Origin of the sequence: Streptomyces sp. NPDC006372, assembly GCF_040612515.1 — a bacterium.
Classification (GTDB): domain Bacteria; phylum Actinomycetota; class Actinomycetes; order Streptomycetales; family Streptomycetaceae; genus Streptomyces.
Genome location: NZ_JBEXQJ010000012.1, coordinates 164223 through 187589, shown reverse-complemented (window position 1 = coordinate 187589; position 23367 = coordinate 164223). Strand labels below are relative to the sequence as shown.

The window sequence follows — 23367 nt, the reverse complement described above, 5'->3', positions numbered from 1 at the left end:
CAGGCCGCCTACGACGTGCACCGCAACCTCCACCAGGGCAAGGTCGGCGTGCTCTGCCTCGCCCCCGAGGAGGGCCTGGGCGTGCGCGACCACGACAAGCGCGCCAAGCACATCGACGCCATCAACCGCTTCCGCAACATCTGAGACATACGGGGGCACAGATGACTGAGCGTCAGACCGCCGACGGAAGGCGGGAGAAGGACCGGCCGTGGCTCATGCGCACCTACGCCGGTCACTCCACGGCCGAGGCGTCCAACGAGCTGTACCGGCGCAACCTCGCCAAGGGCCAGACCGGCCTGTCGGTCGCGTTCGACCTGCCGACGCAGACCGGCTACGACTCCGACCACGTCCTCGCCCGCGGCGAGGTCGGCCGGGTCGGCGTGCCGATCGCGCACGTCGGTGACATGCGCCGGCTGTTCCAGGACATCCCCCTGGAGCAGATGAACACCTCGATGACCATCAACGCCACCGCCATGTGGCTGCTGGCGCTCTACCAGGTCGTCGCCGAGGAGCAGGGCGCGGACATCACCAAGCTCCAGGGCACGACCCAGAACGACATCGTCAAGGAGTACCTGTCCCGCGGGACGCACGTGTTCCCGCCGGGGCCGTCGCTCCGGCTGACGACGGACATGATCGCGTACACGGTTTCCCACATCCCGAAGTGGAACCCGATCAACATCTGCAGCTACCACCTGCAGGAGGCGGGCGCCACCCCGGTCCAGGAGATCGCGTACGCGATGTCCACCGCGATCGCCGTCCTCGACGCCGTGCGCGACTCCGGCCAGGTGCCGCAGGAGCGCATGGGCGATGTCGTCGGCCGGATCTCCTTCTTCGTGAACGCGGGCGTCCGCTTCATCGAGGAGATGTGCAAGATGCGCGCCTTCGGCCGCATCTGGGACAAGGTCACGCGCGAGCGGTACGGCATCGAGAACCCCAAGCACCGCCGCTTCCGCTACGGCGTCCAGGTCAACTCCCTGGGCCTGACGGAGGCACAGCCGGAGAACAACGTCCAGCGGATCGTGCTGGAGATGCTGGCCGTGACCCTCTCGAAGGACGCACGCGCGCGTGCCGTGCAGCTGCCGGCCTGGAACGAGGCGCTGGGCCTGCCCCGCCCCTGGGACCAGCAGTGGTCGCTGCGCATCCAGCAGGTGCTGGCCTACGAGAGCGATCTGCTGGAGTACGAGGACATCTTCGAGGGCTCGAAGGTGATCGAGGCGAAGGTGGAGGAACTGGTCGAGGCCTCTCTCGCGGAGATCGACCGGATCCAGGAGATGGGCGGCGCGATGGCGGCCGTCGAGTCCGGCTACCTCAAGTCGCAGCTGGTCGCCTCGCACGCCGAGCGCCGGGGCCGGATCGAGTCCGGCCAGGAGAAGATCATCGGTGTCAACGCCTTCGAGGGCACCGAGCCGAACCCGCTGACCGCCGACCTGGACACCGCGATCCAGACGGTCGACCCGGAGGTCGAGGCCCGGGTCATCGACGCGCTCCAGCGGTGGCGCGACAGCCGCTACCAGCCGCCCTTCAACCATCCGCGGCCCTGCAAGGCCCTGGAGCGGCTGAAGGAGGCCGCGCGCGGCACCGAGAACCTCATGGAGGCCACCCTGGAGTGCGCCCGCGCCGGTGCGACGACCGGCGAGTGGGCCGGGGCCCTGCGGGAGGTGTTCGGCGAGTTCCGGGCGCCCACGGGCGTCTCCTCGGCTCCGGTGGCCGTCCCCGCCGAGGAGGGCAGCACGCTCGCCCTGGTCCGCCGCAAGGTGGAACTGACGGCGAAGGACCTGGGCGTCGGCAAGCTGCGTTTCCTGGTCGGCAAGCCCGGCCTGGACGGTCACTCCAACGGCGCCGAGCAGATCGCGGTGCGCGCGCGGGACGCCGGCTTCGAGGTGGTCTACCAGGGCATCCGGCTGACGCCCGAACAGATCGTGGACGCGGCCCTCGCCGAGGACGTGCACGCGGTGGGCCTGTCCATCCTGTCCGGCTCGCACGCCCAGCTGGTGCCGGACGTCCTCGAACGGCTCCGTGTGGCCGGTGCCACAGATATACCCGTGATCGCCGGTGGCATCATCCCGAATGGTGACGCCGAGCAGCTCAGGGAAGCCGGAGTGGCCGCGGTCTTCACCCCGAAGGACTTCGACATCACCGGAATCATCGGCCGCATCGTCGACGAGATCCGGAAAGCGAACCAGCTCGACCCCCTGGAGGTCCCCGCATGACCAGCCCTGCTCCGCAGGTCAACCGCCTTCGCCCCCGGCGTTCCTGCCTGGCGGTACCGGGCTCGAACCCCCGGTTCCTGGAGAAGGCCCAGGGCCTCCCGGCGGACCAGGTCTTCCTCGACCTGGAGGACGCGTGCGCCCCGCTCGCCAAGCCCGAGGCGCGGCACACCATCGTCAAGTTCCTCAACGAGGGCGACTGGACGGGCAAAACCCGGGTCGTGCGCGTCAACGACTGGACGACCGAATGGACGTACCGGGACGTCGTCACGGTCGTCGAGGGCGCAGGCCAGAACCTCGACTGCATCATGCTGCCGAAGGTGCAGACGGCCCAGCAGGTCGTCGCCCTGGACCTGCTGCTGACCCAGATCGAGAAGACGATGGGCTTCGAGGTCGGCAAGATCGGCATCGAGGCGCAGATCGAGAACGCGCAGGGCCTGAACAACGTCAACGAGATCGCGACGGCCTCCCAGCGCGTCGAGACGATCATCTTCGGCCCGGCCGACTTCATGGCGTCCATCAACATGAAGTCGCTGGTCGTGGGCGAGCAGCCGCCCGGCTACCCGGCGGACGCCTACCACTACATCCTGATGAAGATCCTGATGGCCGCCCGCGCCAACAACCTCCAGGCGATCGACGGCCCCTACCTGCAGATCCGCAACATCGACGGCTACCGCGAGGTCGCCCAGCGCGCCGCCGCGCTCGGCTTCGACGGCAAGTGGGTGCTGCACCCGGGGCAGGTCGAGGCGTCCAACGAGATCTTCTCGCCGTCCCAGGAGGACTACGACCACGCCGAGCTGATCCTGGACGCGTACGACTACTACACGTCCGAGGCGGGCGGCAAGAAGGGCTCCGCGATGCTCGGCGACGAGATGATCGACGAGGCCAGCCGCAAGATGGCCCTGGTCGTCTCGGGCAAGGGCCGCGCCGCCGGCATGCAGCGCACCAGCAAGTTCGAGATCCCGGAGGCGTGACGGCGATGCAGTTCGGACGCACCTACGAGGAGTTCGAGGTCGGCGCGACGTACAAGCACTGGCCGGGCAAGACGGTCACGGAGTACGACGACCACCTGTTCTGTCTCCTCACCATGAACCACCACCCGCTCCACATGGACACGAACTATGCGGAGAAGACGACCGACTTCGGCAAGAACGTCGTGGTGGGCAACTACGTCTACTCGCTGCTGCTCGGCATGTCGGTGCCGGACATCTCCGGCAAGGCCATCGCCAACCTGGAGATCGAGTCGCTGAAGCACGTGGCGCCCACCTTCCACGGCGACACGATCTACGGCCAGACGACCGTGCTCGACAAGTGGCCGTCGAAGTCGAAGAACGACCGCGGCATCGTGCACGTGGAGACCAAGGGCTACAAGCAGGACGGCACGCTGGTCTGCGTGTTCCGCCGCAAGGTGATGGTGCCGACCGAGACGTACATCAAGGAGCGCGGCGGCGAGCAGCCCGGCCGCCCGGAGCTGCGAGAGCAGGAGAAGTAGTCATGGCGCGACTCGCCCAGACCGCCGGTCTGACGGACATCCAGCAGGAGATCCTGTCCACCGTCCGGGACTTCGTGGACAAGGAGATCATCCCGGTCGCGACCGAGCTGGAGCACCGCGACGAGTACCCGCAGCAGATCGTCGACGGGCTGAAGGAATTGGGCCTGTTCGGCCTGATGATCCCCGAGGAGTACGGGGGTCTGGGCGAGTCGCTCCTGACCTACGCGCTGTGCGTGGAGGAGATCGCCCGTGGGTGGATGTCGGTCTCCGGCATCATCAACACCCACTTCATCGTGGCGTACATGCTCAAGCAGCACGGCACGCAGGAACAGAAGGACCACTTCCTGCCGAGGATGGCGGCCGGCGACATCCGGGGCGCGTTCTCGATGTCGGAGCCGGCGCTCGGCTCGGACGTGTCGGCGATCTCGTCGAAGGCGGTGAAGGACGGCGAGGAGTACGTCCTGAACGGCCAGAAGATGTGGCTCACGAACGGCGGAACGTCGTCCCTGGTGGCCGTTCTGGTCCGAAGTGACGAAGGTCACCCCGAGGGCACCGCGCCCCACAAGTCGATGACGACCTTCCTCGTCGAGAAGGAGCCCGGCTTCGGGGAGGTGCGCCCGGGCCTCACCATCCCCGGCAAGATCGACAAGATGGGTTACAAGGGGGTCGACACCACCGAACTCATCATGGATGGCCTGCGGATTCCTGCGGATCGTGTGCTCGGAGGGGTCACCGGCCGTGGTTTCTACCAGATGATGGACGGCGTGGAGGTCGGCCGCGTGAACGTGGCGGCGCGTGGCTGCGGCGTCGCTCAGCGTGCGTTCGAACTGGGCGTCCAGTACGCGCAGCAGCGTCACACCTTCGGCAAGCCGATCGCCCAGCACCAGGCGATCCAGTTCAAGCTGGCCGAGATGGCTACCAAGGTCGAGGCCGCCCATGCGATGATGGTGAACGCAGCTCGCAAAAAGGACTCCGGTGAGCGAAACGACCTCGAGGCTGGGATGGCGAAGTACCTCGCCTCCGAGTACTGCAAGGAGGTCGTCGAAGACGCCTTCCGGATCCACGGCGGCTACGGCTTCTCCAAGGAGTACGAGATCGAGCGCCTCTACCGTGAGGCTCCGATGCTGCTGATCGGTGAAGGTACCGCCGAAATCCAGAAAATGATCATCGGTCGGCGACTGCTCGAAGAGTATCGATTCCAGGGCTAGATGTCCGGATACGGGGTGTTTTCTTGGAGAAGAAGATCACACCCCGTCAGCACTCTTCGGTCGCCGACTCGGCTTCCTGGCTTACCCAGTTAGGGCCCCGAGCCGCTACGATCGCCGGAAAGCCGCCGTCCCCCGTCAGAGTGCGGCCTCATCCGCTACGAAGGTCATCCATGCCCCACAGCCAAACCTCTGCACCACGCGACAGCCGGGCCGGCGTACGCCTCGCGCGCGGAGCATCGCCGTGGCTCCTTCCGACCGTCGCCACCGCAGCCCTCAGCCTGGCCCGTGCCCGCCGCTCCGGCGCCGCCAAGGCCGTCGCCGTTCCCGCCACCGCGCTGGCGGCGGGAATGCTGTGGTTCTTCCGCGACCCCGAGCGCGAGATCACCCAGGGCCGGGTCATCTCGCCCGCCGACGGTGTGGTGCAGAGCATCATGCCGTGGAAGGACGGCCGCACCCGCGTCGCGATCTTCATGAGCCCGCTCAACGTCCACGTCAACCGCGCGCCGCTGGCCGGCACGGTGACGTCGGTCGAGCACATCCCGGGTGGCTTCGTTCCCGCCTTCAACAAGGAGAGCGAGAACAACGAGCGTGTCGTGTGGCACTTCGACACCGAGCTCGGGGACATCGAGATGATCCAGATCGCCGGCGCGGTCGCCCGCCGCATCGTTCCCTACGTGCCGCAGGGCACCAAGGTCGAGCAGGGCGAGCGGATCGGCCTGATCCGCTTCGGCTCGCGGGTCGACCTCTACCTGCCCGAGGGCGTGGAGGTCGCGGTCGAGGTCGGTCAGAAGACCGTGGCTGGGGTGACTCGCATTGACCGTGATTGATCCGGATACCAAGGCCGGCTGGGTGCCGGAGGCCGACGAGGTCGACGAAGAAGAGGAGATGCCCCTCTCTCTGCGCCTGTCGATAGCGGACACCCTGACGCTCGGCAACGCCACGTGCGGCTTCATGGCGGTGTACTTCACCACCACGGGCATCCTCATCCCGCACCTCTCGGGTGACGCCTCGGGCATGGCCCGCAACAGCGCGGCCACGGCCGTGATCCTGATGCTGTGCGCGGCGGTCTTCGACCTGTTCGACGGTCTCGTCGCCCGCAAGCTGCGGTCGTCGCCGATGGGTGCGGAGCTGGACAACCTCTCCGACCTGATCAGCTTCGGTCTGGCGCCCGCGTACTTCGTGCTCGTGTACGGCATGGTCGCGAGGGACGCGCACGAGCGGGTCGCGGCGGTGGGCGCGATCGTCGTGCTGCTGGCGGTGGTGCTGCGGCTTGCCCGCTTCTCGTGCGTCACCGTGAAGGACGGCACGTTCCAGGGCATGCCCTCGCCGTTCGGTGCGCTCACGGTCGTCTCGATCGTGCTGCTCGAGCTCCCGTTCGAGGCGACACTGCTGGCGGTCGTCGGGACCGCGTGGCTGATGGTGAGCCGGGTCGAGTACCCGAAGCCGCGGGGCGTCCTCGCGGTGGCGGTGCTCTGCTGGATCGTCTCGGCCATGGGCATGCTGGCGGCCTGGGCGTTCGACGCGCCGGGCGGCCAGGCGCTGCTGCAGACGGGCTGCGCGCTGCAGATCGTGATGGCGGCGACGATCCCGCTGTTCGCCACGGCGCGCCGGGTGAACACGTTCCGTGACAACCGGCGAGAGGCGCGGGCGGCGCAGCTTCCGTGACGTCGTAGCGATTGCATGGCGAGGGCCCCGGACCGGGTATCGGTTCGGGGCCCTTCGCTCTGTACGGCACGGCCGGGCAGGAGGAGCGGCCGGGAGGCCGTGCGGTCCGGGTGGGGAGCCCGGCTCAGGCCGGACAGGATCAGGCTCAGGTCAGGAAGTCCCTCGCGATGTGCTCCGCCACCCTCTCCAGGATCGGGCCCGCCTCCGCGATGCACTTCGCGACGTCCGGCTCCGCCTCCGTCAGGGGGTACGCGCGGCGGAAGCCGGCGCGGCCCAGGGTCTCCGGGGGCAGGGCCAGGCGGCCGCAGACCGCGACGACGTCCTTGCCGGCCGCACGCGCCGCCGCGGCGACACCCGCGGGGGCCTTGCCGTGGAGGGTCTGCTCGTCGAGGGAGCCCTCACCCGTGATCACCAGGTCGGCGCGGTCCAGGGCGGGGGCGAAGCCCAGGACGTCGAGCATCACCTCGATCCCGGGGCGGAACCGGGCGCCCAGCAGCAGGGCGCCGTAGCCGATGCCGCCGGCGGCACCCGCGCCCGGCGAGGCGGCGTACTCGGCGGCCTTCGGGCCCACCGCTCCCTCCAGGACCTTCGCGAAGTGCGCGAGGGCGGCGTCCAGAGCCTCCACGTCGTCCGGCGAGGCGCCCTTCTGCGGGCCGTAGACCGCGGGCGCGCCCTTGGGGCCGGTCAGCGGGTTGTCCACGTCGCTGGCGAGGACGAGTTCGATCCCGTCGAGCCGGGGGTCGAGGTGCGACAGATCGGCGTCGGCCAGACCGGCGAGGCCACCACCGCCCGGCGGTACCGGCTCGCCGTCCGCGTCCAGGAACCGGGCGCCGAGCGCGGACAGCATGCCCGCGCCGCCGTCCGTGGTGGCACTGCCGCCGACCCCGAAGACGATCGTGCGGGCGCCGGCGTCCAGCGCGGCCCGCAGCAGCTCGCCGGAGCCGTACGTGGACGCCGTGAGCGGTGCGAAGACCCCGGCGGGCAGCCGCTGGAGCCCGCTCGCCTCGGCCATCTCCACGACCGCGGTGCCCTCGCGCAGCGCGAACGCCGCGGTCACCTCGTCGCCGAGCGGGCCCGCGACCCGTACCTCCCGGCGCTCGAACCCGGCCGCGACCGCCGCGGCCACCGTCCCGTCGCCGCCGTCGGCCACGGGCAGCGCCTCGACCGCGAGGCCCGGTACGACCCGGCGCAGCCCGGCCGTCACCCGCTCGGCGACCTCCACGGCCGTCAGGGACCCTTTGAACTTGTCCGCGGCGACGAGCACCCGCCGTGTCCCGCGGGTGTCGCTCACTGCAGCGTCCGCCACTTGCACTCCCCTTGCTCTCCGGGCCCTCACGCACGTCAGGGCCAGTCGCGCCGCAGCGACCTTAACCGGAGGACACGTCCGCCGTCAGCCCGTGCCCATCTCATGGACCAGGGGGCCTTCGCCTCAGGAGCGCGGGGGAACTGCGCGACCGACCACAGCGAACCCGCGGCCGCGAGCGCAACCCGCAGCCCCGCCCCCATAGGCACCCGCACGAAACGGGTAGACCAACACCATGACCCTCGTCGACAACGAAACGGCGCTGTCCGACCGCATCCTCGGCGGCTGGACCGGCCGCATCGCGGGAAACATGCTCGGCAAGCCGGTCGAACAGGGCGAGGTGTGGACACGCGACCGCATCGACCGCTACCTCAGACAGGCCGCAGCCCTGCCCCTCACCGACTACCTCCCCGAACCCACCGGCGACGACGGAGCCGTGCTGCGCCCCGAATGGCGCCAGTGCGTGCGCGGCCGGATCCACGGCAGCTGCCGGGACGACGACATCGACTACGCGATCCTCGGCCTGGACCTGCTGGAGACCCACGGCTTCGGTTTCAGCACCGAGCAGGTCGGCGACCTGTGGCTGCTGCGGCTGCCGTACCTCCAGACGTTCACCGCCGAGCGGGCCGCGTACCGCAACCTCGCGGACGGGCTCAGACCGCCGCTGACCGCCACGTACGACAACCCGTACCAGGAGTGGATCGGCGCCCTCATCCGCGCCGACATCTACGGCTGGACCTGCCCGGGTGTGCCCCGCCGGGCCGCCTCGCTGGCGCGCCGGGACGCGGTGCTGTCGCACACCGGCAACGGGGTCTACGGGGCGATGTGGGCGGCGGCGCTGATCGCGGCGGCGTTCACGGCGCCGACGGTGCGGCACGCCGTCGACCAGGCCCTGGCCGTGATCCCGGCGAGCAGCCGCCTGGCCCGTACGGTGCGCCGGGTGGTGTCCCTGCACGACACCCGGATGTCCTGGGAGGACACGCTCACCACGGTCGCCGGGGAGACCACCGGGATGGGCTGGATCCACACCGTCCCGAACGCGGCCGTCCTCACCGCCGGCCTGCTCTACGGCGACGGCGACTTCACCCGCACCATCACCCTGACCGTCCGCGGCGGTCTGGACACCGACTCCAACGGCGCGACGGCGGGGTCGGTGGCGGGTGTCTTCGGCGGGGCCGCGGCCATCCCCGACCAGTGGAAGGTGCCGCTGGAGGACACGGTCCGCAGTGCGGTGTTCGGTTTCGACGGGGTGCGGATCAGCGAGCTCGCCGAGCGGACGCTGCGGCTGGCGGAGCTGGAGGCCTGACGGAGCTGGAGGCCTGACCGGATCGAACCGGCCATTCCCCGGCGCGCACGGCGTCCCGCCCGGTCTTCCGCTTCGCGGCCCGGGCCTCAGGACCGCCCAGTATCAGCCAGGACGTCGGAGTTCAGAACACCGTTCCGCTTGGAAGCGCTTCCATCCGGCTGATTCCGGCCACTTGGCCGCGAGCCGCCGATACCGATCAAACCCGATCGTAAAGTGATCTGGCCATCGGATCATCCGATCGTTTCCAGTCACTGGGCCCGCGTCTCACCCCTGACAGAAAGCGCCTGCTTGTCATGTCTCGTCTCAGAACCGCTGTCCGCGCCGCCGCCTCCGTGTCCGTCCTGACCGCCGCCGTCCTCACCGCCCCGCAGGCCGTCGCCGCCGAGCAGCCCACGGCCTCGGCGTCCGCCGCCACCGTGTGCGGCAGCGGCTACACCCTGAGCAAGGCGATCCCGCTGCCCGTCGGCACCGACCCCAGTGAGCGGCTGGGCACCCTCTTCGCCTACGAGAACGGCGGCAAGGGCTGCGTCATCCTCGACAACAACGTCGGCAAGTCGCAGTACATGCTCGTGCAGGTCTGCAAGGTCGGCGGCACCTCCTGCGACAAGGACTCGGGCAACTTCAGCGAGTACGCCGGCCCGGTGTACGTCTCCAGCTTCGCCTGCGCCCCGGTGACCGCCAAGATGGGCTCCTCCTCCAGCAGCCTCTACATCAACTACAAGTCCGACTACGTCTTCCCCTGCGGCTGAGCCGGCACCCGGTGGTTACCCTGCACCGATGACCACCTCTCCTGACTTCGCCGCCTACATCGCGTCCCTGCCCCGCGTCCTGGCCGGCGCCGCCGCGCTCTTCCGGGACGGCGAGGGCCGGGTCCTGCTCGTCGAGCCCAACTACCGGGAGGGCTGGACGCTGCCCGGCGGCACGATCGAGTCCGACGACGGCGAGAGCCCGCGGCAGGGCGCGCGACGCGAGACGGCCGAGGAGATCGGCCTGGACCGTGAGCTGGGACGGCTGCTGGCGGTGGACTGGGTGCACGGCCCGGGGCGTCCGCCGCTGGTGGCGTACCTCTACGACGGCGGGGTCCTCGGCGAGGACGACTTCAAGGCGATCCGCCTCCAGGAGGCGGAACTGCTGTCCTGGCGGCTGGTCCCGCACGAGGAGCTGACCGAGTACCTGCCGGGCGCCCTCGGCCGGCGTGTCCTGGCCGGGCTGGACGTCCTGGCGGACGGCTCGGGCACGGCGGAGCTGGAGAACGGGCACCGGGTGTCCTGACCGGCTCCGGCCGCTCACCCCTCGACGTCCCGTTCGATATCCGCTCGCCGCTCAGGCACCGCCCGGCCTACCCTCGGTGACATGGGCAAGCCACTCGTCGCGCTCCTCACCGGCGCCGGTATCAGCACGGACTCCGGGATCCCGGACTACCGCGGGCCGAACGGGCTGTGGCGACGGGATCCCGATGCCGAGAAGCTCGTGACGTACGAGTACTACATGGGCGACCCGGAGATCCGCCGCCGCTCCTGGCAGATGCGGCGGAAGAACCGGACCCTCCAGGCGGAGCCCAACACCGCCCATCGGGCCGTCGCCGACCTGGAGCGGTCGGGGGTGCCCGTGCGGGTCATCACACAGAACGTGGACGGGCTGCACCAGCTCGCCGGGATGCCCGACCGCAAGGTCCTCGAACTGCACGGGACGGCGCGGAGCTTCGTGTGCACGGGCTGCCACGCCCGCGGCCCGATGACGGACGCGCTCGCCCGGGTCGAGGCCGGTGAGGACGACCCGCCGTGTCTGGAGTGCGGCGGAATCCTGAAGTCGGCGACGGTGATGTTCGGCGAGCGGCTCGACCCCGTCGTGCTCGGCGAGGCGGTCGCCATCAGCAAGGCCTGCCAGGTGTTCGTCGCCGTCGGCACGAGCCTGCAGGTCCAGCCCGCCGCCGGCCTCGCCGGTGTCGCCGCCGACCACGGCGCCCGGCTGGTCATCGTCAACGCCGAGCCGACGCCGTACGACGACCGGGCCGACGAGCTCGTCCGTGAACCCATCGGAACGGCCCTGCCCGAGCTGTTGCGCACCCTCGGTGACGCCGCCTAGAACAGCGCGGCCCCGCTCTCGAAGGCCAGCAGCCGGCGTTTGCGGTCCAGGCCGCCGCCGTAGCCGGTGAGGCTGCCGTTCGCGCCGACGACGCGGTGGCAGGGCACGATGATGCCGACGGGGTTGCGGCCGTTGGCGAGGCCGACCGCGCGTGAGGCGGTGGGGGTTCCCAGGGCGTCGGCGAGTTCGCCGTAGGTGCGGGTCTCGCCGTACGGGATGCGGCGCAGCTGGTCCCAGACGGTGCGCTGGAAGGAGGTGCCCGTCAGGCGCAGTTCGAGCGTGAACTCCTGGAGCTCGCCCGCGAAGTAGGCCTTCAGCTGCTCCTCCGCCTCCGCGAACAGGGTGTCGTCGCGGGTGCCGAAGGTCTCCTCGGGTGGGCGGTGGCGCTGGTCCGTCATGTAGAGGCCGCACAGGACGCCGTCGTCGGCGACGAGGGTGAGCGGGCCGTACGGGCTGTCGGTCACGGTGTGCTGCTTCATGGAACGTCCCTATACCGGAAGGAAGTTGATCGGGTGGCTGTCGGTCGCCCAGAGGTACTGGACGGCATAGGCCCGCCAGGGGCGCCAGGCCGCCGCGCGGGCCGTGAGCGCGGCCGGGGTCGACGGCAGGCCCAGCTCACGGGCGGCGCGGCGGATGCCGAGGTCGGTGGGGAGGAAGGCGTCCGGGTCGCCGAGGGCGCGCATGGCGATGACGTCGGCCGTCCAGGGACCGAAGCCGGGCAGGGCGAGGAGCTGGGCGCGGGTCCGCGGCCAGTCGCTCTCCACGCCCAGGTGGAGGTCGCCGTCGGCGAGCCGGCGGACCAGGGTGGTGAAGGTCGTGCGGCGGGTGCGGGGCATCGCCAGGGTCTCCGGGTCCACCTCCGCGAGGGTCTCCGGCGCCGGGAAGAGACGGGTGAGGCCGCCCTCGTGGTCGTCGACCGGTTCGCCGTGCGCGGTGACCAGGCGGGCCGCGTGGGTGCGGGCTGCGGCGGTGGAGACCTGCTGGCCCAGCACGGCCCGGACTGCGAACTCCGCCTCGTCCACCGCGCGCGGGACGCGCCGGCCGGGCGCCTTGTCGACCAGCGGCGCCAGGACCGGGTCCGTGCGCAGCTGATCGTCGATGGCGACCGGGTCGGCGTCCAGGTCGAGCAGGCGGCGGCAGCGGCTGATGGCGACGGTCAGATCGCGCAGGTCGCTGAGGGTGAGGCGGCAGCCGATGTGGTCGGTGCCCGGTGTGAGGGCGACGATGCCGTGGCCGTACGGAAGCCGCAGCGTGCGCCGGTAGGAGCCGTCCCGCCACTCCTCCACACCGGGTACCGCCGTCGCTGCGAGGTGGCCGAAGAGGTTGTCGGGGTTGAGCGGGGCGCGGAACGGCAGCCGCAGCGACAGCGCGCCGGGGGTGCTCGCGCCCTGCCGCTTCGGGGCGCGGTCGCGCAGCTCGCTCGGGGACAGGGCGAAGACCTCGCGGACCGTGTCGTTGAAGGTGCGGATGGAGGCGAAGCCGGCCGCGAAGGCGATCTGTGCCATCGGCAGGGACGTCGTCTCGATGAGCAACCGGGCCGTCTGGGCGCGCTGGGCGCGGGCGAGCGCGAGCGGCCCCGCACCCAGTTCGGCGAGCAGCTGGCGCTCGACCTGCCGGGTGCTGTAGCCGAGGCGGCCGGCGAGGCCGGGCACGCCCTCCCGGTCCACGACGCCGTCGGCGATCAGCCGCATGGCGCGGGCCACGAGGTCGGCCCGCTGGTTCCACTCCGGGGAGCCGGGGCTGGTGTCGGGCCGGCAGCGCTTGCAGGCCCGGTAACCGGCCTGCTGACATGCCGCCGCGCTCGGGTGGAAGACCATGTTCTCCGGCTTGGGCGGCACGACCGGGCAACTGGGACGGCAGTAGATGCCTGTCGTCAGGACGGCCGTGAAGAACCACCCGTCGAAGCGGGCGTCCTTGGACCGGACGGCGCGTACGCAGCGTTCTGTGTCGGTGTGCATCCCCATCTGCATGCGTCCAGCATCGGACACCGGGCGGCACCGGGCTGGCGAGAATACGACATCGACGTGCGGGTGCCCACCGTCGCACCGGGACAGATGAATATTCATTCATGTGTTCGTGTGTGACCGGTACGATGACGTCATGGGTCATGGAGCCGTCATCCCCGCGCAGGACGCCGCCGCCGAGCGCGTACGCCTGGACGCGGACAACGTCGCGAAGGTCGCCACCACGCTCCAGGCCCTGTCCACGCCCTCCCGCCTGCTGATCCTGGCGCGGCTGCGCGAAGGCCCGCTGCCGGCCACCGAGTTGGCGGCCGAGGTGGGCATGGAGCAGTCGGCCTGCTCGCACCAACTGCGGCTGCTGCGCAACCTGGGCCTGGTCGTGGGAGAGCGGCAGGGCCGTTCGGTGGTGTACGCGCTGCACGACCACCATGTCGCCGAGCTCCTCGACCAGGCCGTGTACCACGTGGAGCACCTGCGCCTGGGCATCAGCGACGCCGCCGACTGAGGCGGCGCCGCTGTCGCACCGTCTGCGCTACTCGGTGGCCGTCGGCCGCCGCGAGGCCTCCATCGCCTCGCTCACCCGCGTCAGCGGACGCAGGCGGTAGGTGTACGTGTAGTCGCGGTCGGCGAGCAGCTTGAACTCGTCGTGGGTGTGGGCGCCCCAGCTGTTGTCCCCGCCCACGCCCATCTGGCGGTGGTTGACCCGCAGGACCACGGCGTCCCGGGGAGTGAGCTGGTAGTCGTGGCGGGCGCCGACCGACAGGTCCTCGGGGGTGAAGTGCGAGGCGTTGACCTCCAGCAGCGGCTCACCGGAGACGAGCAGTCCGCGCCCGCTGCCGTCCGTGAGCGCGGCCCAGCGGACGTCGGTCTTGTTGCCGTTCTCCTGCGGCCGCAGGTAGGAGGTCCACTGCCCGGAGACGGTGCCGGAGTACAGGCCCACGTCGGTGGCGTTGTTGCGGTCCCACATGTTCTCCTCGGGGCCCCGGCCGTAGTAGTGCAGCCGGTCCAGCCGGCGCGGCAGGAACAGCAGGTTCCCGACCTCGGGGATGTACGGCAGGTTCGACGCGCCCGGGTGCAGGGTGTTGCCGACCTTGATCTCGCCGTTGCCGAAGACCGTGTACGTCGTGCTGTACGTGGACTCCGGGGTGGTGGGCAGGGTGCCGGTGAACGTGATCTCGACGGCCCGCTCCCCCAGCGGCCGCACCTGGACGTCCGCCACCTTCCGCCGCGCTCCGGCGTCCCGCCACACCTGGTTGCGGGTGTGATGGCCGTTGCCCCGGTCGTTGTCGGTGGGTGCCCGCCAGAAGTTCGGGACGGGGCCGGAGGTGATCAGACGCGTGCCGGAGGCCTCGTACGAGGTGATGGTTCCGGTGCTCTTGCCGACGGTGACCGAGAAGCCCTTGCCCCGGACGGTGACGTCGTCGTCCCGGTCGGTGTACCGCAGGGCGGGCACGCTGCGCAGCGGTACCGCCTTCACCGCGGGACTTCCGGCATCGAGGGCGAGTTGCTGCTTGGCCACTTCGAAGCCCGCCTTCGCCCACTTGGTGGGCTCCTTGGTGGTGAAGGAGAGTTCCAGGAAGTACTCGGTGCCCGGTTCGGGCTTCGCCGGCAGCCGCACCGGCACCTTGACGTCCTTGGTGGTCAGCGGGGCGACGTCGAGCTGGTCGCGGGTCAGCCGGCCGCGCTGGACGACCTCGCCGTCGGCGACGAGGGACCAACGGCCCTCGAACTCACGCAGGTTGGTGAACAGGTACTCGTTGGTGAGCTTGACGGCACCGGGGCCGCCCGCGGCGGGGGCGGCGTTGATGGCCTGGTAGATCTGCTTGACCTCGGCGGACTTGCCGGTGAGGCCGCGGTCTGCGGTGACGATGCCGTCGCCGGAGAAGGCACCGTCGTTGGGGTTGTCGCCCCAGTCGCCGCCGTAGGCGTAGAACGTCTTGTCGCGCGGGCGCTTCTCGGTGAGGCCGGCGGTGGCGGCGTCGAACCAGAACCGCACGCCCTCGTCGTCCGGCTTCCGGGTGTCTGAGGCCAGTTCGGCGGCGCTCAGCGCCCGGGCGTACACGCGGGCCCGGCGGACGGTGCCGCTGAACTCCCGCGTCGGGTTGTCGACGTCGGTGGCGAGGGACAGGGACGCGGTGTTGTTCGCGGGGCGCCGGGTGGTCGTCCTGGTGCCGCGTTCCTGGCCGTCGACGTACAGGGTGAGTGTGCCGGCGTCCGCGTCGAAGACTCCGGCGATGTGATGCTCCTTGCCCGTCCAGCCGTCGGGCAGCGCCCAGCTCGCGGTGACCCACTGGCCGCCGCCGTGGATGAAGAACTCCAGCGTCCTGTCGGTCTGTTTGAGGGCGTACTGGGTGTCGCCCTTGGCGATGAGGGGCTGGTGGCCGCCGGTCACGCCCGGGGTGACCCAGGCCTCCAGGGTGAGGGAGCCGGTGAGGTCGAGGCGGGTGTCGCGGGGGAAGACGGTGCCGCCGAAGACGCCCTCGGCGCGGTCGAAGGTGCCGCTCGGCGCGATGATCTCGCCGCGCAGGGCGCCCGGCCCCGACTCGGTCAGCAGCTTGCGGGAGGGGGTGGGCCAGGCCAGGGCCTGGTCGACGAAGTCCCAGATCCAGCCGCCCTGGAGGACGTCGTAACGGCGGACGATGTCCCAGTACTTCTTGAAGTTGCCGTTGGAGTTCCCCATGCCGTGGGAGTACTCGACCATCACGTACGGCCGGGTGTCACCGGTGTCCTTGGCGCGCTGCTCGACCCGCTGCGGACTGTCGTACATCTCGGAGCGGATGTCGCTGATGCCCGGGCGGTCGTCGCCCTCGTACTGGATGACGCGGGTGGCGTCGTAGGAGCGGATCCAGTCGTGCATGGCGTTGAAGGTCGTGCCGCCGCCCGCCTCGTTGCCGAGCGACCAGATGACCACCGAGGCGTGGTTCTTGTCCCGGTGCACCATGTTCTGGGCGCGGACCACGCACGCCTCGGTCCACTCCGGGTGGCCGCTGCCGGGGAACTTGTCGCGGATGCCGTGGGTCTCGAGGTTGGTCTCGTCGACGAGGTACAGGCCGTACTCGTCGGCGAGTTCGAGCCACAACGGGTTGTTGGGGTAGTGCGAGGTGCGGACGCTGTTGATGTTGAGCCGCTTGATGATCTCGATGTCCTCGACCATCTGCTCGCGGGTGAGCGCCGAGCCGGTGACGGGGTGCATCTCGTGCCGGTTGGTGCCGCGGAGGGAGACCGGCTTGCCGTTGATGCGCATCAGGCCGTCCTTGAGCGCGAACTCGCGGAAGCCGACCCGGTGCGAGAGGGTCTCGATCACCTTGCCCGCCGGGTCGCGCAGGCGCAGCACGGCGGTGTAGAGGTTCGGGTGCTCGGCCGACCAGAGTTTCGGCGCGGAGACGGCTCTCGACGTCTCCACGGTGGCCTCGTCGCCGTCCGGGACGTCGACGGACCCGTTCAGCGGGCGCGACCAGACGGCGTGGCCGCGCGCGTCGTACAGCTGGGTCTCGACGGTGTACCGGCCGCCGCCCTCTCCCCCGTAGTCACGGACGTGCGCGGTGACCTCGAGTTCGGCGGAGGTGTAGCCGTTGCCGAGCGGGGTGTCCAGGCGGAAGTCGCGCAGGTGCACGTTCGGCGTGGAGTACAGGTGGACCGAGCGGAAGATGCCGCTCAGCCGGATCATGTCCTGGTCCTCCAGCCACTCCGCGTCGGAGTAGCGGTACACCTCGACGGCGATCTGGTTGGTGCCGGGCTTGAGGTGGCGGGTGATGTCGTACTCGGCGGAGGTGTAGGAGTCCTCGTGGTAGCCCGCCAACTCGCCGTTGATCCACACGTAGTGGGCGGACTTGACGCCCTCGAAGTGCAGGAAGGTGCGCCGGCCCTTCCAGTCGCGGGGCACCGTGAACGTACGGCGGTACTGGCCGACGGGGTTGTAGCGAGTGGGGGCCGCCGGCGGCTGGGCGTCCTCACCGCCGCCGTTGGGGCCCCACCAGGGGTAGGTGATGTTGATGTAGATCGGGAAGTCGTAGCCGTGCAGCTGCCAGGCCGAGGGCACGGGGATGGTGTCCCAGCCGGAGTCGTCGACGTCGGTGCGGTGGAAGTCGGGGTCGCGGTCGTCGGGGCGGTCCGCGTAGGCGAACTTCCAGGTGCCGTCGAGGCTCATCCGGTACGGCGAGCGCTCGCGGTCGCCCTTGAGGGCCTGGCCGAGGTCGGCGTACGGCGTGAGCGTGGTGTGCGGCGGCTCGGTGCCCACGCGGTACACGGACAGGCCGTCGTTCCACTCCGGAGGTCCGTCCGCCGCGGGGCGCCGGCCGGCCCCGTACGCCGCGACGGGCGACGCGGACAGGGCGAGCGCGCCGAGCACGGCGGCTCCTCCCTCCAGCAGACGGCGACGGCTGACGACGGGCCGGTCGATGGGGGACGGGTGTGGGTGCGGGTGCGGCATGACCGTGGCCTTCCTCGGTTCGACAGGGTGCTGCACGGACTGAGGGCCCATCAGCTGCGGCCCTCAACTGCCTTCCCGAGGTGGGAGATTCTGTTGGGACACGTTGCAACTGACGGTGACAGAGCAACTGCTGAGCAGGCACACCCTAGGACTCGAACACAATCGAAGCAATGACCGCGTCGGACTTTGTGCGGTCCTGATGGTTAGCGCCATCTCCCTTGGCGAAGGGAACCCGCGTGTCCTCGATGCCCCCGCGGACTCCAGGTGCGCGGACCTCGGTTTTTTGCCGTTTCGGCGCGACAGTGCCGCCCGCCCGACTTACTGTGACCTCATCGGACAGCCCGCGTGACGGATCTTGGCGGTACCTTTTGCCGCGCCGGAAGGAGCGGCTCGGATGAACGGGTATGCGACCTCGGACGGCGATGCCGTCACGGCCGCGCCCGGCGGACTTCTGGACCTCCTGAAGGTCGCCGCCGTGGTCCTGGACGCGGGCGGGCACATCGCGCTCTGGAGCCCCGAGATCGAGCAGCTGCTCGGCTGGACCGCGGCCGAGGCCCTGCGGCAGCGCGCCGACACGCTCCTGGTCGCGCCGGAGAACCGCCCCCGGGGCAGGGAGCTGTTCGCGCAGGTCAGAGCCGGGGACCGCTGGGCCGGGGTCTTCCCGCTGCGGCACAAGGACGGCACGGAACGCGCCGTGGAGTTCCGCACCATGCGGCTGCTGGACCCCGAGGGCCAGCCCCACCTGCTCGGACTCGCCGCGGACGCGACGACCGTACGGAACGTGGAGCGGGACCTCGCCCTCTCGCACAGCCTCGTCAACCAGACACCCCTCGGCATCGCCGTCTTCGACAACGACCTGCGCTGGGTCGGCGTCAACCCCGCGCTGGAGCGGATCAACGGTGTGCCCGAGGAGGCCCTGCGGGGGCGCCGGGTCGCGGAGGTGCTTCCGGACCTGGACGTGGCGGCCATCGAGAACCGGATGCGGCACGTCCTCAAGACCGGCAGCCCCCTGCTCGACCAGCAGACCATCGGCCGTACGGCGGTGGACGAGGAGGTCCGCGCCTACTCGGAGTCGTACCACCGCATCGAGGACACCGACGGCCGGGTGCTGGGCCTCGCGATGGCCGTGCTGGACGTCACCGAGCGCCAGCAGGCCGCCGCCGAGGTCGCGCAGGCCCGCCGGCATCTGTCGGTGATCGCCGAAGCAGGGGTGCGGATCGGCACCACGCTGGACCTCCGGCAGACCGCCCGGGAACTGGCCGACGTGGTGGTGTCGCACCTCGCCGACCTGGCCGCCGTGGACGTCCTGGAGTCCGTCGTGGCGCACGGCACCATCGCGCCGGTGTCGGGCGGCGCGCCCGCCGAGTTCAGGGCACTGGCCGTCGCGGCCGGTTACCCCACCGACGCCATCCACGCCGCCGACCCGGTCGGCGAGCTCGCCACCTACGGTCCGTCACGGGTCATCACGCAGTGCGTCCGCAGCGCCCGCCCGGTCCTGGTCGAACGCGTGGACGCGAAGATGATGCGGCGCGTCGCCCGGGACGCCCGGGCCGCCCGGACCCTGCGCGAGGCCGGCGCGCACTCCTACCTGGCGCTGCCGCTGATGGCCCGGGGCAAGGTGCTCGGCACGCTCACCCTGTACCGCACGATCACCGAGCGCCCCTTCGACGACCGGGACCGGGTGCTCGCCTCGGAACTCGCCGCGCGCGCCGCGATCTGCATCGACAACGCCCGCCTCTACGGCCGCGAGCGCGGCACCGCCCTGACGCTGCAGCGCAGCCTGCTCCCGGCCACGCCCGCCGAGCGGGAGGGGCTCGACATCGCCGCCCGCTACCGCCCGGCCCTCAGCGAAGTCGGCGGAGACTGGTACGACGTGCTGCCGCTGGGGCCGGGCCGCACCGGGCTCGTCGTGGGCGACGTCATGGGCAAGGGCGTCCAGGCCGCGGCGATCATGGGGCAGCTGAGCACGGCGACCCGGGCCCTGGCCCGGCTGGACCTGCCGCCCGCCGAACTGCTGCGGCACCTCGACGACATCGCCGGTTCGCTCGGGGACGCGATCGCCACGTGCGTGTACGCCGTGTGCGACCTGCGGGCCGGCACCTGCGCGCTGTCCAGCGCGGGTCACCTGCCGCCCGTGCTCGCCGGGGCGGACGGCAGCGCCGAGCTCGTGGAGGTGCCCGGCGGTGTCCCGCTCGGGGTGGGCGGCGTGGAGTTCGGCACCGTGGAGGTGGAGCTCGCCCCGGGCTCGCTGCTCGCCCTGTACACCGACGGGCTGGTGGAGAACCGCGGGGAGCCGATCGACACCGGCCTCACCACGCTGACCCGTCATGTGCAGAACGCGGGACCCAGCCTGCAGCGCACCAGCGACAGCCTGCTCAGCGCGCTCAGCCCGGAACCCGACGACGACGTCGCCCTCCTGCTGGTCCGCACTCGGGCCTGGTCGCCGAGCTGACCGAGACACTGCACAGTGCGGACGCGGTCGTGTCTCACGGATTGCCCGGCGGCTGTTCGAACGGCGCCCAGGCGTCGTCCTTGCGGACGGTGCACAACGCCCAGATGATGAGCCCGGAGATCGCGATCATCACCAACGACCAGACCGGATAGGACGGCAGGGAGAGGAAGTTGGCGATGATGACGAGTCCGGCGATGCCGACGCCGGCCACGCGCGCCCACGTCGACGCCTGGAACAGCCCGATGCTGACGGCCACGGCGACCGCGCCCAGGATCAGGTGGACCCAGCCCCAGCCCGTGAGGTCGTACCTGAAGACGTAGTTGGGGGTGGTGACGAACACGTCGTCCTCGGCGATCCCCGCGATACCGCGCATGATGGCCAGAATCCCGGCGATCATGAGCATGACGGCCCCGAGGGCCATGGTGCCGACGGCCCATTCGCGCTTCGCGGTGTGCGGCCGGGCCGGGTGGGTGGCGGTCATCGTGCTTCCTCTTTTCGCCGGGTGGAGAGATCGGGGTCAGGGTGCCGACCGGCCGCTGCCGCTCAGGACCATCTCCTTCGCCCTGCGGAACTCCTCGTCCGTGATGTCGCCGCGGGCGCGGATCTCCGACAGCCTGGCGAGTTCGTCGGCGCTGCTGCCGCCCCCCTTGGCGGTCTCCCTGATGTAGCTGTCGAGCGCCTGCTGCTGCTCGCGGGCATGGGCCGTCTCCCGGCGGCCCATGTCCTTGCCGCGGGCGACGACGTAGACGAAGACGCCGAGGAAGGGCAGGAGGACGCAGAAGACCAGCCAGCCTGTCTTGCCCCAGCCGGTCAGGGAGTCGTCCCGGAAGATGTCGAGGACCACCCGGAACAGCAGCACGATCCACATGATCCAGAGGAAGAAGAACAGGATCGCCCAGAAGCTGCTCAGCAACGGAAAGTCATACGCGAGATAGGTCTGCCCACTCATGTCACTCCTCCGTCCCGGACCCACGCCCGGCAGCCGTACCGTGCCGCTCCCAGCGTGCTCACGGCCCTGGCCCGGCCGCCTCACCCGGGGCGGGTGACCGTCCGGCGGCGGGGTCCGCCCGGGCCGGGAACGGTGCCGGGCCGCTCCGATCGGGCCCGCACGCGGCCCGGCACCGGGTCACCCGCGGTGGGTGATCCGTACCCGGCGCCGCGGCGGTGAAGTGGACACTGCGTCCGACCCGACCGAGAGAGCGACCGAGAGACACGAGATGGACCGTCCAGCGGCTGCCCGGACCGGGCCCGCCCGGCCCCCGCGGGTGCGGGAGCACCAGCGCCGGGGGCGGGGCCCGCGGCGGCGCGCGGCGGTCTTCGCCCTCGTGCGTGCCGCCCTCATCGCGGTCGGGCTGGTCACCGTCTACTACGTGCTGCCCCTGGACGGGCGCAGCACGGGCGGCTCCTCGGCGCTGCTCGCCTGCGGCCTGCTGCTGGTCGTCGTGGTCTTCTGGTGGGAGGTGCGGGCCATCGTGTCCTCACCCCATCCCCGGCTGAAGGCCGTCGAGGCCCTGGCCGCCACACTGGCGATGTTCGTGTTGCTCTTCGCGAGCGCCTACTTCCTGCTGGAGCACACCACCCCGGGCTCGTTCAGCGAGCCGCTGACCAAGACGGACTCCCTGTACTTCACGCTCACGACGTTCACCACCGTCGGCTACGGCGACATCGTGGCCCGTTCCCAGACGGGACGCGTGCTGACGATGTTTCAGATGCTGGGCGGGGTGCTGCTGGTGGGCGTCGCCGCGCGGATCCTCGCCGGCGCGGTGCAGGCCGGCCTGCGGAGGCAGGGACGCGAGCCGGACGACTTCCCCCACCGGCCGGAGGACTGAGCCATGACCGTGACGAGCCCCGGGACGACCTTCCTGTCACCGGCCGAACGAGCGGCCGCGGGCCGGAGCGCGCGGCGGCGGGTCCCGCGTTCGTCCCACGGCTCCTTCGAGGCGGAGCTGGAGCGGTTCGACCCGGTCGACGTGGTGGAGCGCCAGTCGGCGACCCGGGTGGCGGATCTGGTGCCGATCCGCTATGCCCGGATGCTCGAGTCCCCGTTCCGCTTCTACCGGGGCGCGGCGGCCGTCATGGCCGCCGACCTGGGGGCCATGACGGACACCGGTCTGCGGGTGCAGCTCTGCGGCGACGCCCATCTGCTGAACTTCCGGCTGCTGGCCTCGCCGGAGCGCCATCTGGTCTTCGACATCAACGACTTCGACGAGACACTGGACGGACCGTTCGAGTGGGACGTGAAGCGGCTGGCGGCCAGCTTCGCCATCGCGGGCCGCGCCGACGGCTTCGAGACCGCGGTGCAGGACAGCGCGGTGCAGGCGTGCGTACGGGCCTACCGGCAGCGGATGCGGGAGTTCGCCGGCATGCGCACCCTGGACATCTGGTACGCGCAGGACGACGCCGACCAGCTGCGGGAGCTGATGGCCGCGTCGATGACCAAGGACACGAGGCGCCGCACCGCCGAGGCCACGGCGAAGGCCCGCACCCGCACCGGCCTCCAGGCCTTCGCGAAACTCACCCGGGCGACGGCCGAGGGGCGGCGGATCGCGCCCGACCCGCCGCTGATCACGCCGCTGCGGGACCTGGTGAGCGACTCTTCGTCGCACGGGCAGGAGAAGGAGCTGCGTGCCGTCCTGGAGGGGTACGCCCGGTCCCTGTCCTCCGAGCGCCGGCACCTGCTGGGCCGCTACCGCCTGGTGGACATCGCCCGCAAGGTGGTCGGGGTCGGCAGTGTCGGCACCCGGTGCTGGATCGTGCTCCTGCTCGGCCGGGACGACGACGATCCGCTGCTGCTCCAGGCCAAGGAGGCGCAGGAGTCGGTGCTCGCGGCTCACACCGACGGGGACCGCTACGACAACCAGGGCCACCGCGTGGTCGCGGGACAGCGGCTGATCCAGACCACCAGTGACATCCTGCTGGGCTGGACGCACGCGGTCGGCCTCGACGGGCACGAGCGGGACTTCTACGTACGGCAGTTGCGGGACTGGAAGGGCATCGCGCGTCCGGACACCATGAGCCCGGGCATGCTGCGGCTGTTCGCGCGGTTGTGCGGGGCGAGCCTGGCCCGGGCCCACGCCCGCTCGGGCGACCCCGTCGCCATCGCCGCCTACCTGGGTGGCAGTGACCGCTTCGACCGCGCGCTCACCTCGTTCGCGCAGGCCTACGCCGATCAGAACGAGCGGGACTTCGCGGCGCTGGGCACCGCGGCCCGCTCCGGCCGGATCCCCACGGCGACTCTGTGATCGTCCGGGTCATTCCG

20 protein-coding genes and 1 pseudogene are annotated in these 23367 nt (G+C 70.8%); 15 read left to right on the top strand and 6 right to left on the bottom strand.

The window, feature by feature from the left end; translation table 11 throughout:
* The 7 genes and pseudogenes from ABZ016_RS20370 to pssA all read left to right on the top strand — a co-directional run.
* Positions 1–144, top strand: a pseudogene (locus ABZ016_RS20370) (crotonyl-CoA carboxylase/reductase); the annotation flags it as partial.
* A gap of 17 nt (positions 145–161) precedes the next feature.
* Positions 162–2210, top strand: coding sequence for a protein meaA (locus ABZ016_RS20365; RefSeq protein WP_356918023.1), 2049 nt, complete (start codon positions 162–164; stop codon positions 2208–2210).
* A complete protein-coding gene (locus ABZ016_RS20360) occupies positions 2207–3181 on the top strand; it encodes a CoA ester lyase (protein WP_356918022.1) in 975 nt (324 codons plus the stop codon). Before ABZ016_RS20365 ends, ABZ016_RS20360 begins: the two co-directional genes overlap by 4 nt.
* 5 nt (positions 3182–3186) lie before the next feature.
* Positions 3187–3699: a MaoC family dehydratase gene (locus tag ABZ016_RS20355; RefSeq protein ID WP_031107606.1), complete on the top strand. Its 513-nt coding sequence runs from the start codon at positions 3187–3189 to the stop codon at positions 3697–3699.
* 2 nt (positions 3700–3701) lie between these two features.
* Positions 3702–4907, top strand: coding sequence for an acyl-CoA dehydrogenase family protein (locus ABZ016_RS20350; protein WP_221755781.1), 1206 nt, complete (start codon positions 3702–3704; stop codon positions 4905–4907).
* A 170-nt stretch (positions 4908–5077) separates the two neighbouring features.
* Entirely contained in the window at positions 5078–5734 is a 657-nt protein-coding gene (locus tag ABZ016_RS20345) for a phosphatidylserine decarboxylase (RefSeq protein WP_003994082.1), read from the top strand.
* Positions 5721–6572: a CDP-diacylglycerol--serine O-phosphatidyltransferase gene (gene pssA / locus ABZ016_RS20340; protein WP_345663289.1), complete on the top strand. Its 852-nt coding sequence runs from the start codon at positions 5721–5723 to the stop codon at positions 6570–6572. Before ABZ016_RS20345 ends, pssA begins: the two co-directional genes overlap by 14 nt.
* Positions 6573–6717: 145 nt before the next feature.
* Here the strand turns inward: pssA and ABZ016_RS20335 are convergent, their stop codons facing one another.
* Positions 6718–7836: a glycerate kinase gene (locus ABZ016_RS20335; RefSeq protein WP_356918028.1), complete on the bottom strand. Its 1119-nt coding sequence runs from the start codon at positions 7834–7836 to the stop codon at positions 6718–6720.
* 274 nt (positions 7837–8110) lie between these two features.
* Here ABZ016_RS20335 and ABZ016_RS20330 point away from each other — a divergent pair, with 274 nt between their 5' ends.
* From ABZ016_RS20330 to ABZ016_RS20315, 4 genes are all read left to right on the top strand, one after another.
* The gene (locus ABZ016_RS20330; RefSeq protein WP_356918021.1) at positions 8111–9181 is read left to right on the top strand and encodes an ADP-ribosylglycohydrolase family protein; all 1071 of its coding nucleotides are present in this window, start codon (positions 8111–8113) and stop codon (positions 9179–9181) included.
* Positions 9182–9474: 293 nt separating this feature from the next.
* Positions 9475–9930, top strand: coding sequence for a hypothetical protein (locus ABZ016_RS20325; RefSeq protein WP_356918020.1), 456 nt, complete (start codon positions 9475–9477; stop codon positions 9928–9930).
* Positions 9931–9958: 28 nt separating this feature from the next.
* The gene (locus ABZ016_RS20320; RefSeq protein ID WP_356918019.1) at positions 9959–10453 is read left to right on the top strand and encodes an NUDIX hydrolase; all 495 of its coding nucleotides are present in this window, start codon (positions 9959–9961) and stop codon (positions 10451–10453) included.
* 81 nt (positions 10454–10534) lie between these two features.
* On the top strand, positions 10535–11266 hold the full coding sequence (locus ABZ016_RS20315) for a Sir2 family NAD-dependent protein deacetylase (RefSeq protein WP_356918018.1): 732 nt from the start codon (positions 10535–10537) through the stop codon (positions 11264–11266).
* Here ABZ016_RS20315 and ABZ016_RS20310 read toward each other — a convergent pair.
* Complete coding sequence (locus ABZ016_RS20310) at positions 11263–11745, bottom strand: methylated-DNA--[protein]-cysteine S-methyltransferase (protein WP_356918017.1); 483 nt, start codon at positions 11743–11745, stop codon at positions 11263–11265. The two genes, ABZ016_RS20315 and ABZ016_RS20310, sit on opposite strands and share 4 nt — an antisense overlap.
* A 9-nt stretch (positions 11746–11754) precedes the next feature.
* Complete coding sequence (locus tag ABZ016_RS20305; protein ID WP_356918027.1) at positions 11755–13224, bottom strand: AlkA N-terminal domain-containing protein; 1470 nt, start codon at positions 13222–13224, stop codon at positions 11755–11757.
* A 142-nt stretch (positions 13225–13366) separates the two neighbouring features.
* Here ABZ016_RS20305 and ABZ016_RS20300 point away from each other — a divergent pair, with 142 nt between their 5' ends.
* Entirely contained in the window at positions 13367–13732 is a 366-nt protein-coding gene (locus tag ABZ016_RS20300; RefSeq protein ID WP_356918016.1) for a metalloregulator ArsR/SmtB family transcription factor, read from the top strand.
* A 27-nt stretch (positions 13733–13759) separates the two neighbouring features.
* Here ABZ016_RS20300 and ABZ016_RS20295 read toward each other — a convergent pair whose 3' ends face one another.
* Positions 13760–17656, bottom strand: coding sequence for a glycoside hydrolase family 2 TIM barrel-domain containing protein (locus tag ABZ016_RS20295; protein WP_356918015.1), 3897 nt, complete (start codon positions 17654–17656; stop codon positions 13760–13762).
* A gap of 394 nt (positions 17657–18050) precedes the next feature.
* Between ABZ016_RS20295 and ABZ016_RS20290 the strand changes: the two genes are divergently transcribed.
* Positions 18051–20108 (top strand): SpoIIE family protein phosphatase, encoded by a 2058-nt coding sequence (locus tag ABZ016_RS20290; RefSeq protein WP_356918014.1) that lies wholly within the window; start codon positions 18051–18053, stop codon positions 20106–20108.
* Between the two features lie 34 nt (positions 20109–20142).
* On the opposite strand, the gene ABZ016_RS20285 is transcribed toward ABZ016_RS20290, so the two are convergent.
* Both ABZ016_RS20285 and ABZ016_RS20280 read right to left on the bottom strand, forming a co-directional pair.
* The gene (locus ABZ016_RS20285) at positions 20143–20589 is read right to left on the bottom strand and encodes a hypothetical protein (protein WP_356918013.1); all 447 of its coding nucleotides are present in this window, start codon (positions 20587–20589) and stop codon (positions 20143–20145) included.
* Positions 20590–20625: 36 nt separating this feature from the next.
* Complete coding sequence (locus tag ABZ016_RS20280) at positions 20626–21057, bottom strand: SHOCT domain-containing protein (RefSeq protein WP_356918012.1); 432 nt, start codon at positions 21055–21057, stop codon at positions 20626–20628.
* 268 nt (positions 21058–21325) lie between these two features.
* Between ABZ016_RS20280 and ABZ016_RS20275 the strand changes: the two genes are divergently transcribed.
* Together ABZ016_RS20275 and ABZ016_RS20270 are read left to right on the top strand one after the other, a co-directional pair.
* The gene (locus ABZ016_RS20275; RefSeq protein ID WP_356918011.1) at positions 21326–21937 is read left to right on the top strand and encodes a potassium channel family protein; all 612 of its coding nucleotides are present in this window, start codon (positions 21326–21328) and stop codon (positions 21935–21937) included.
* 3 nt (positions 21938–21940) lie between these two features.
* Positions 21941–23350, top strand: coding sequence for a DUF2252 domain-containing protein (locus ABZ016_RS20270; protein ID WP_356918010.1), 1410 nt, complete (start codon positions 21941–21943; stop codon positions 23348–23350).
* Positions 23351–23367: the final 17 nt, after the last annotated feature.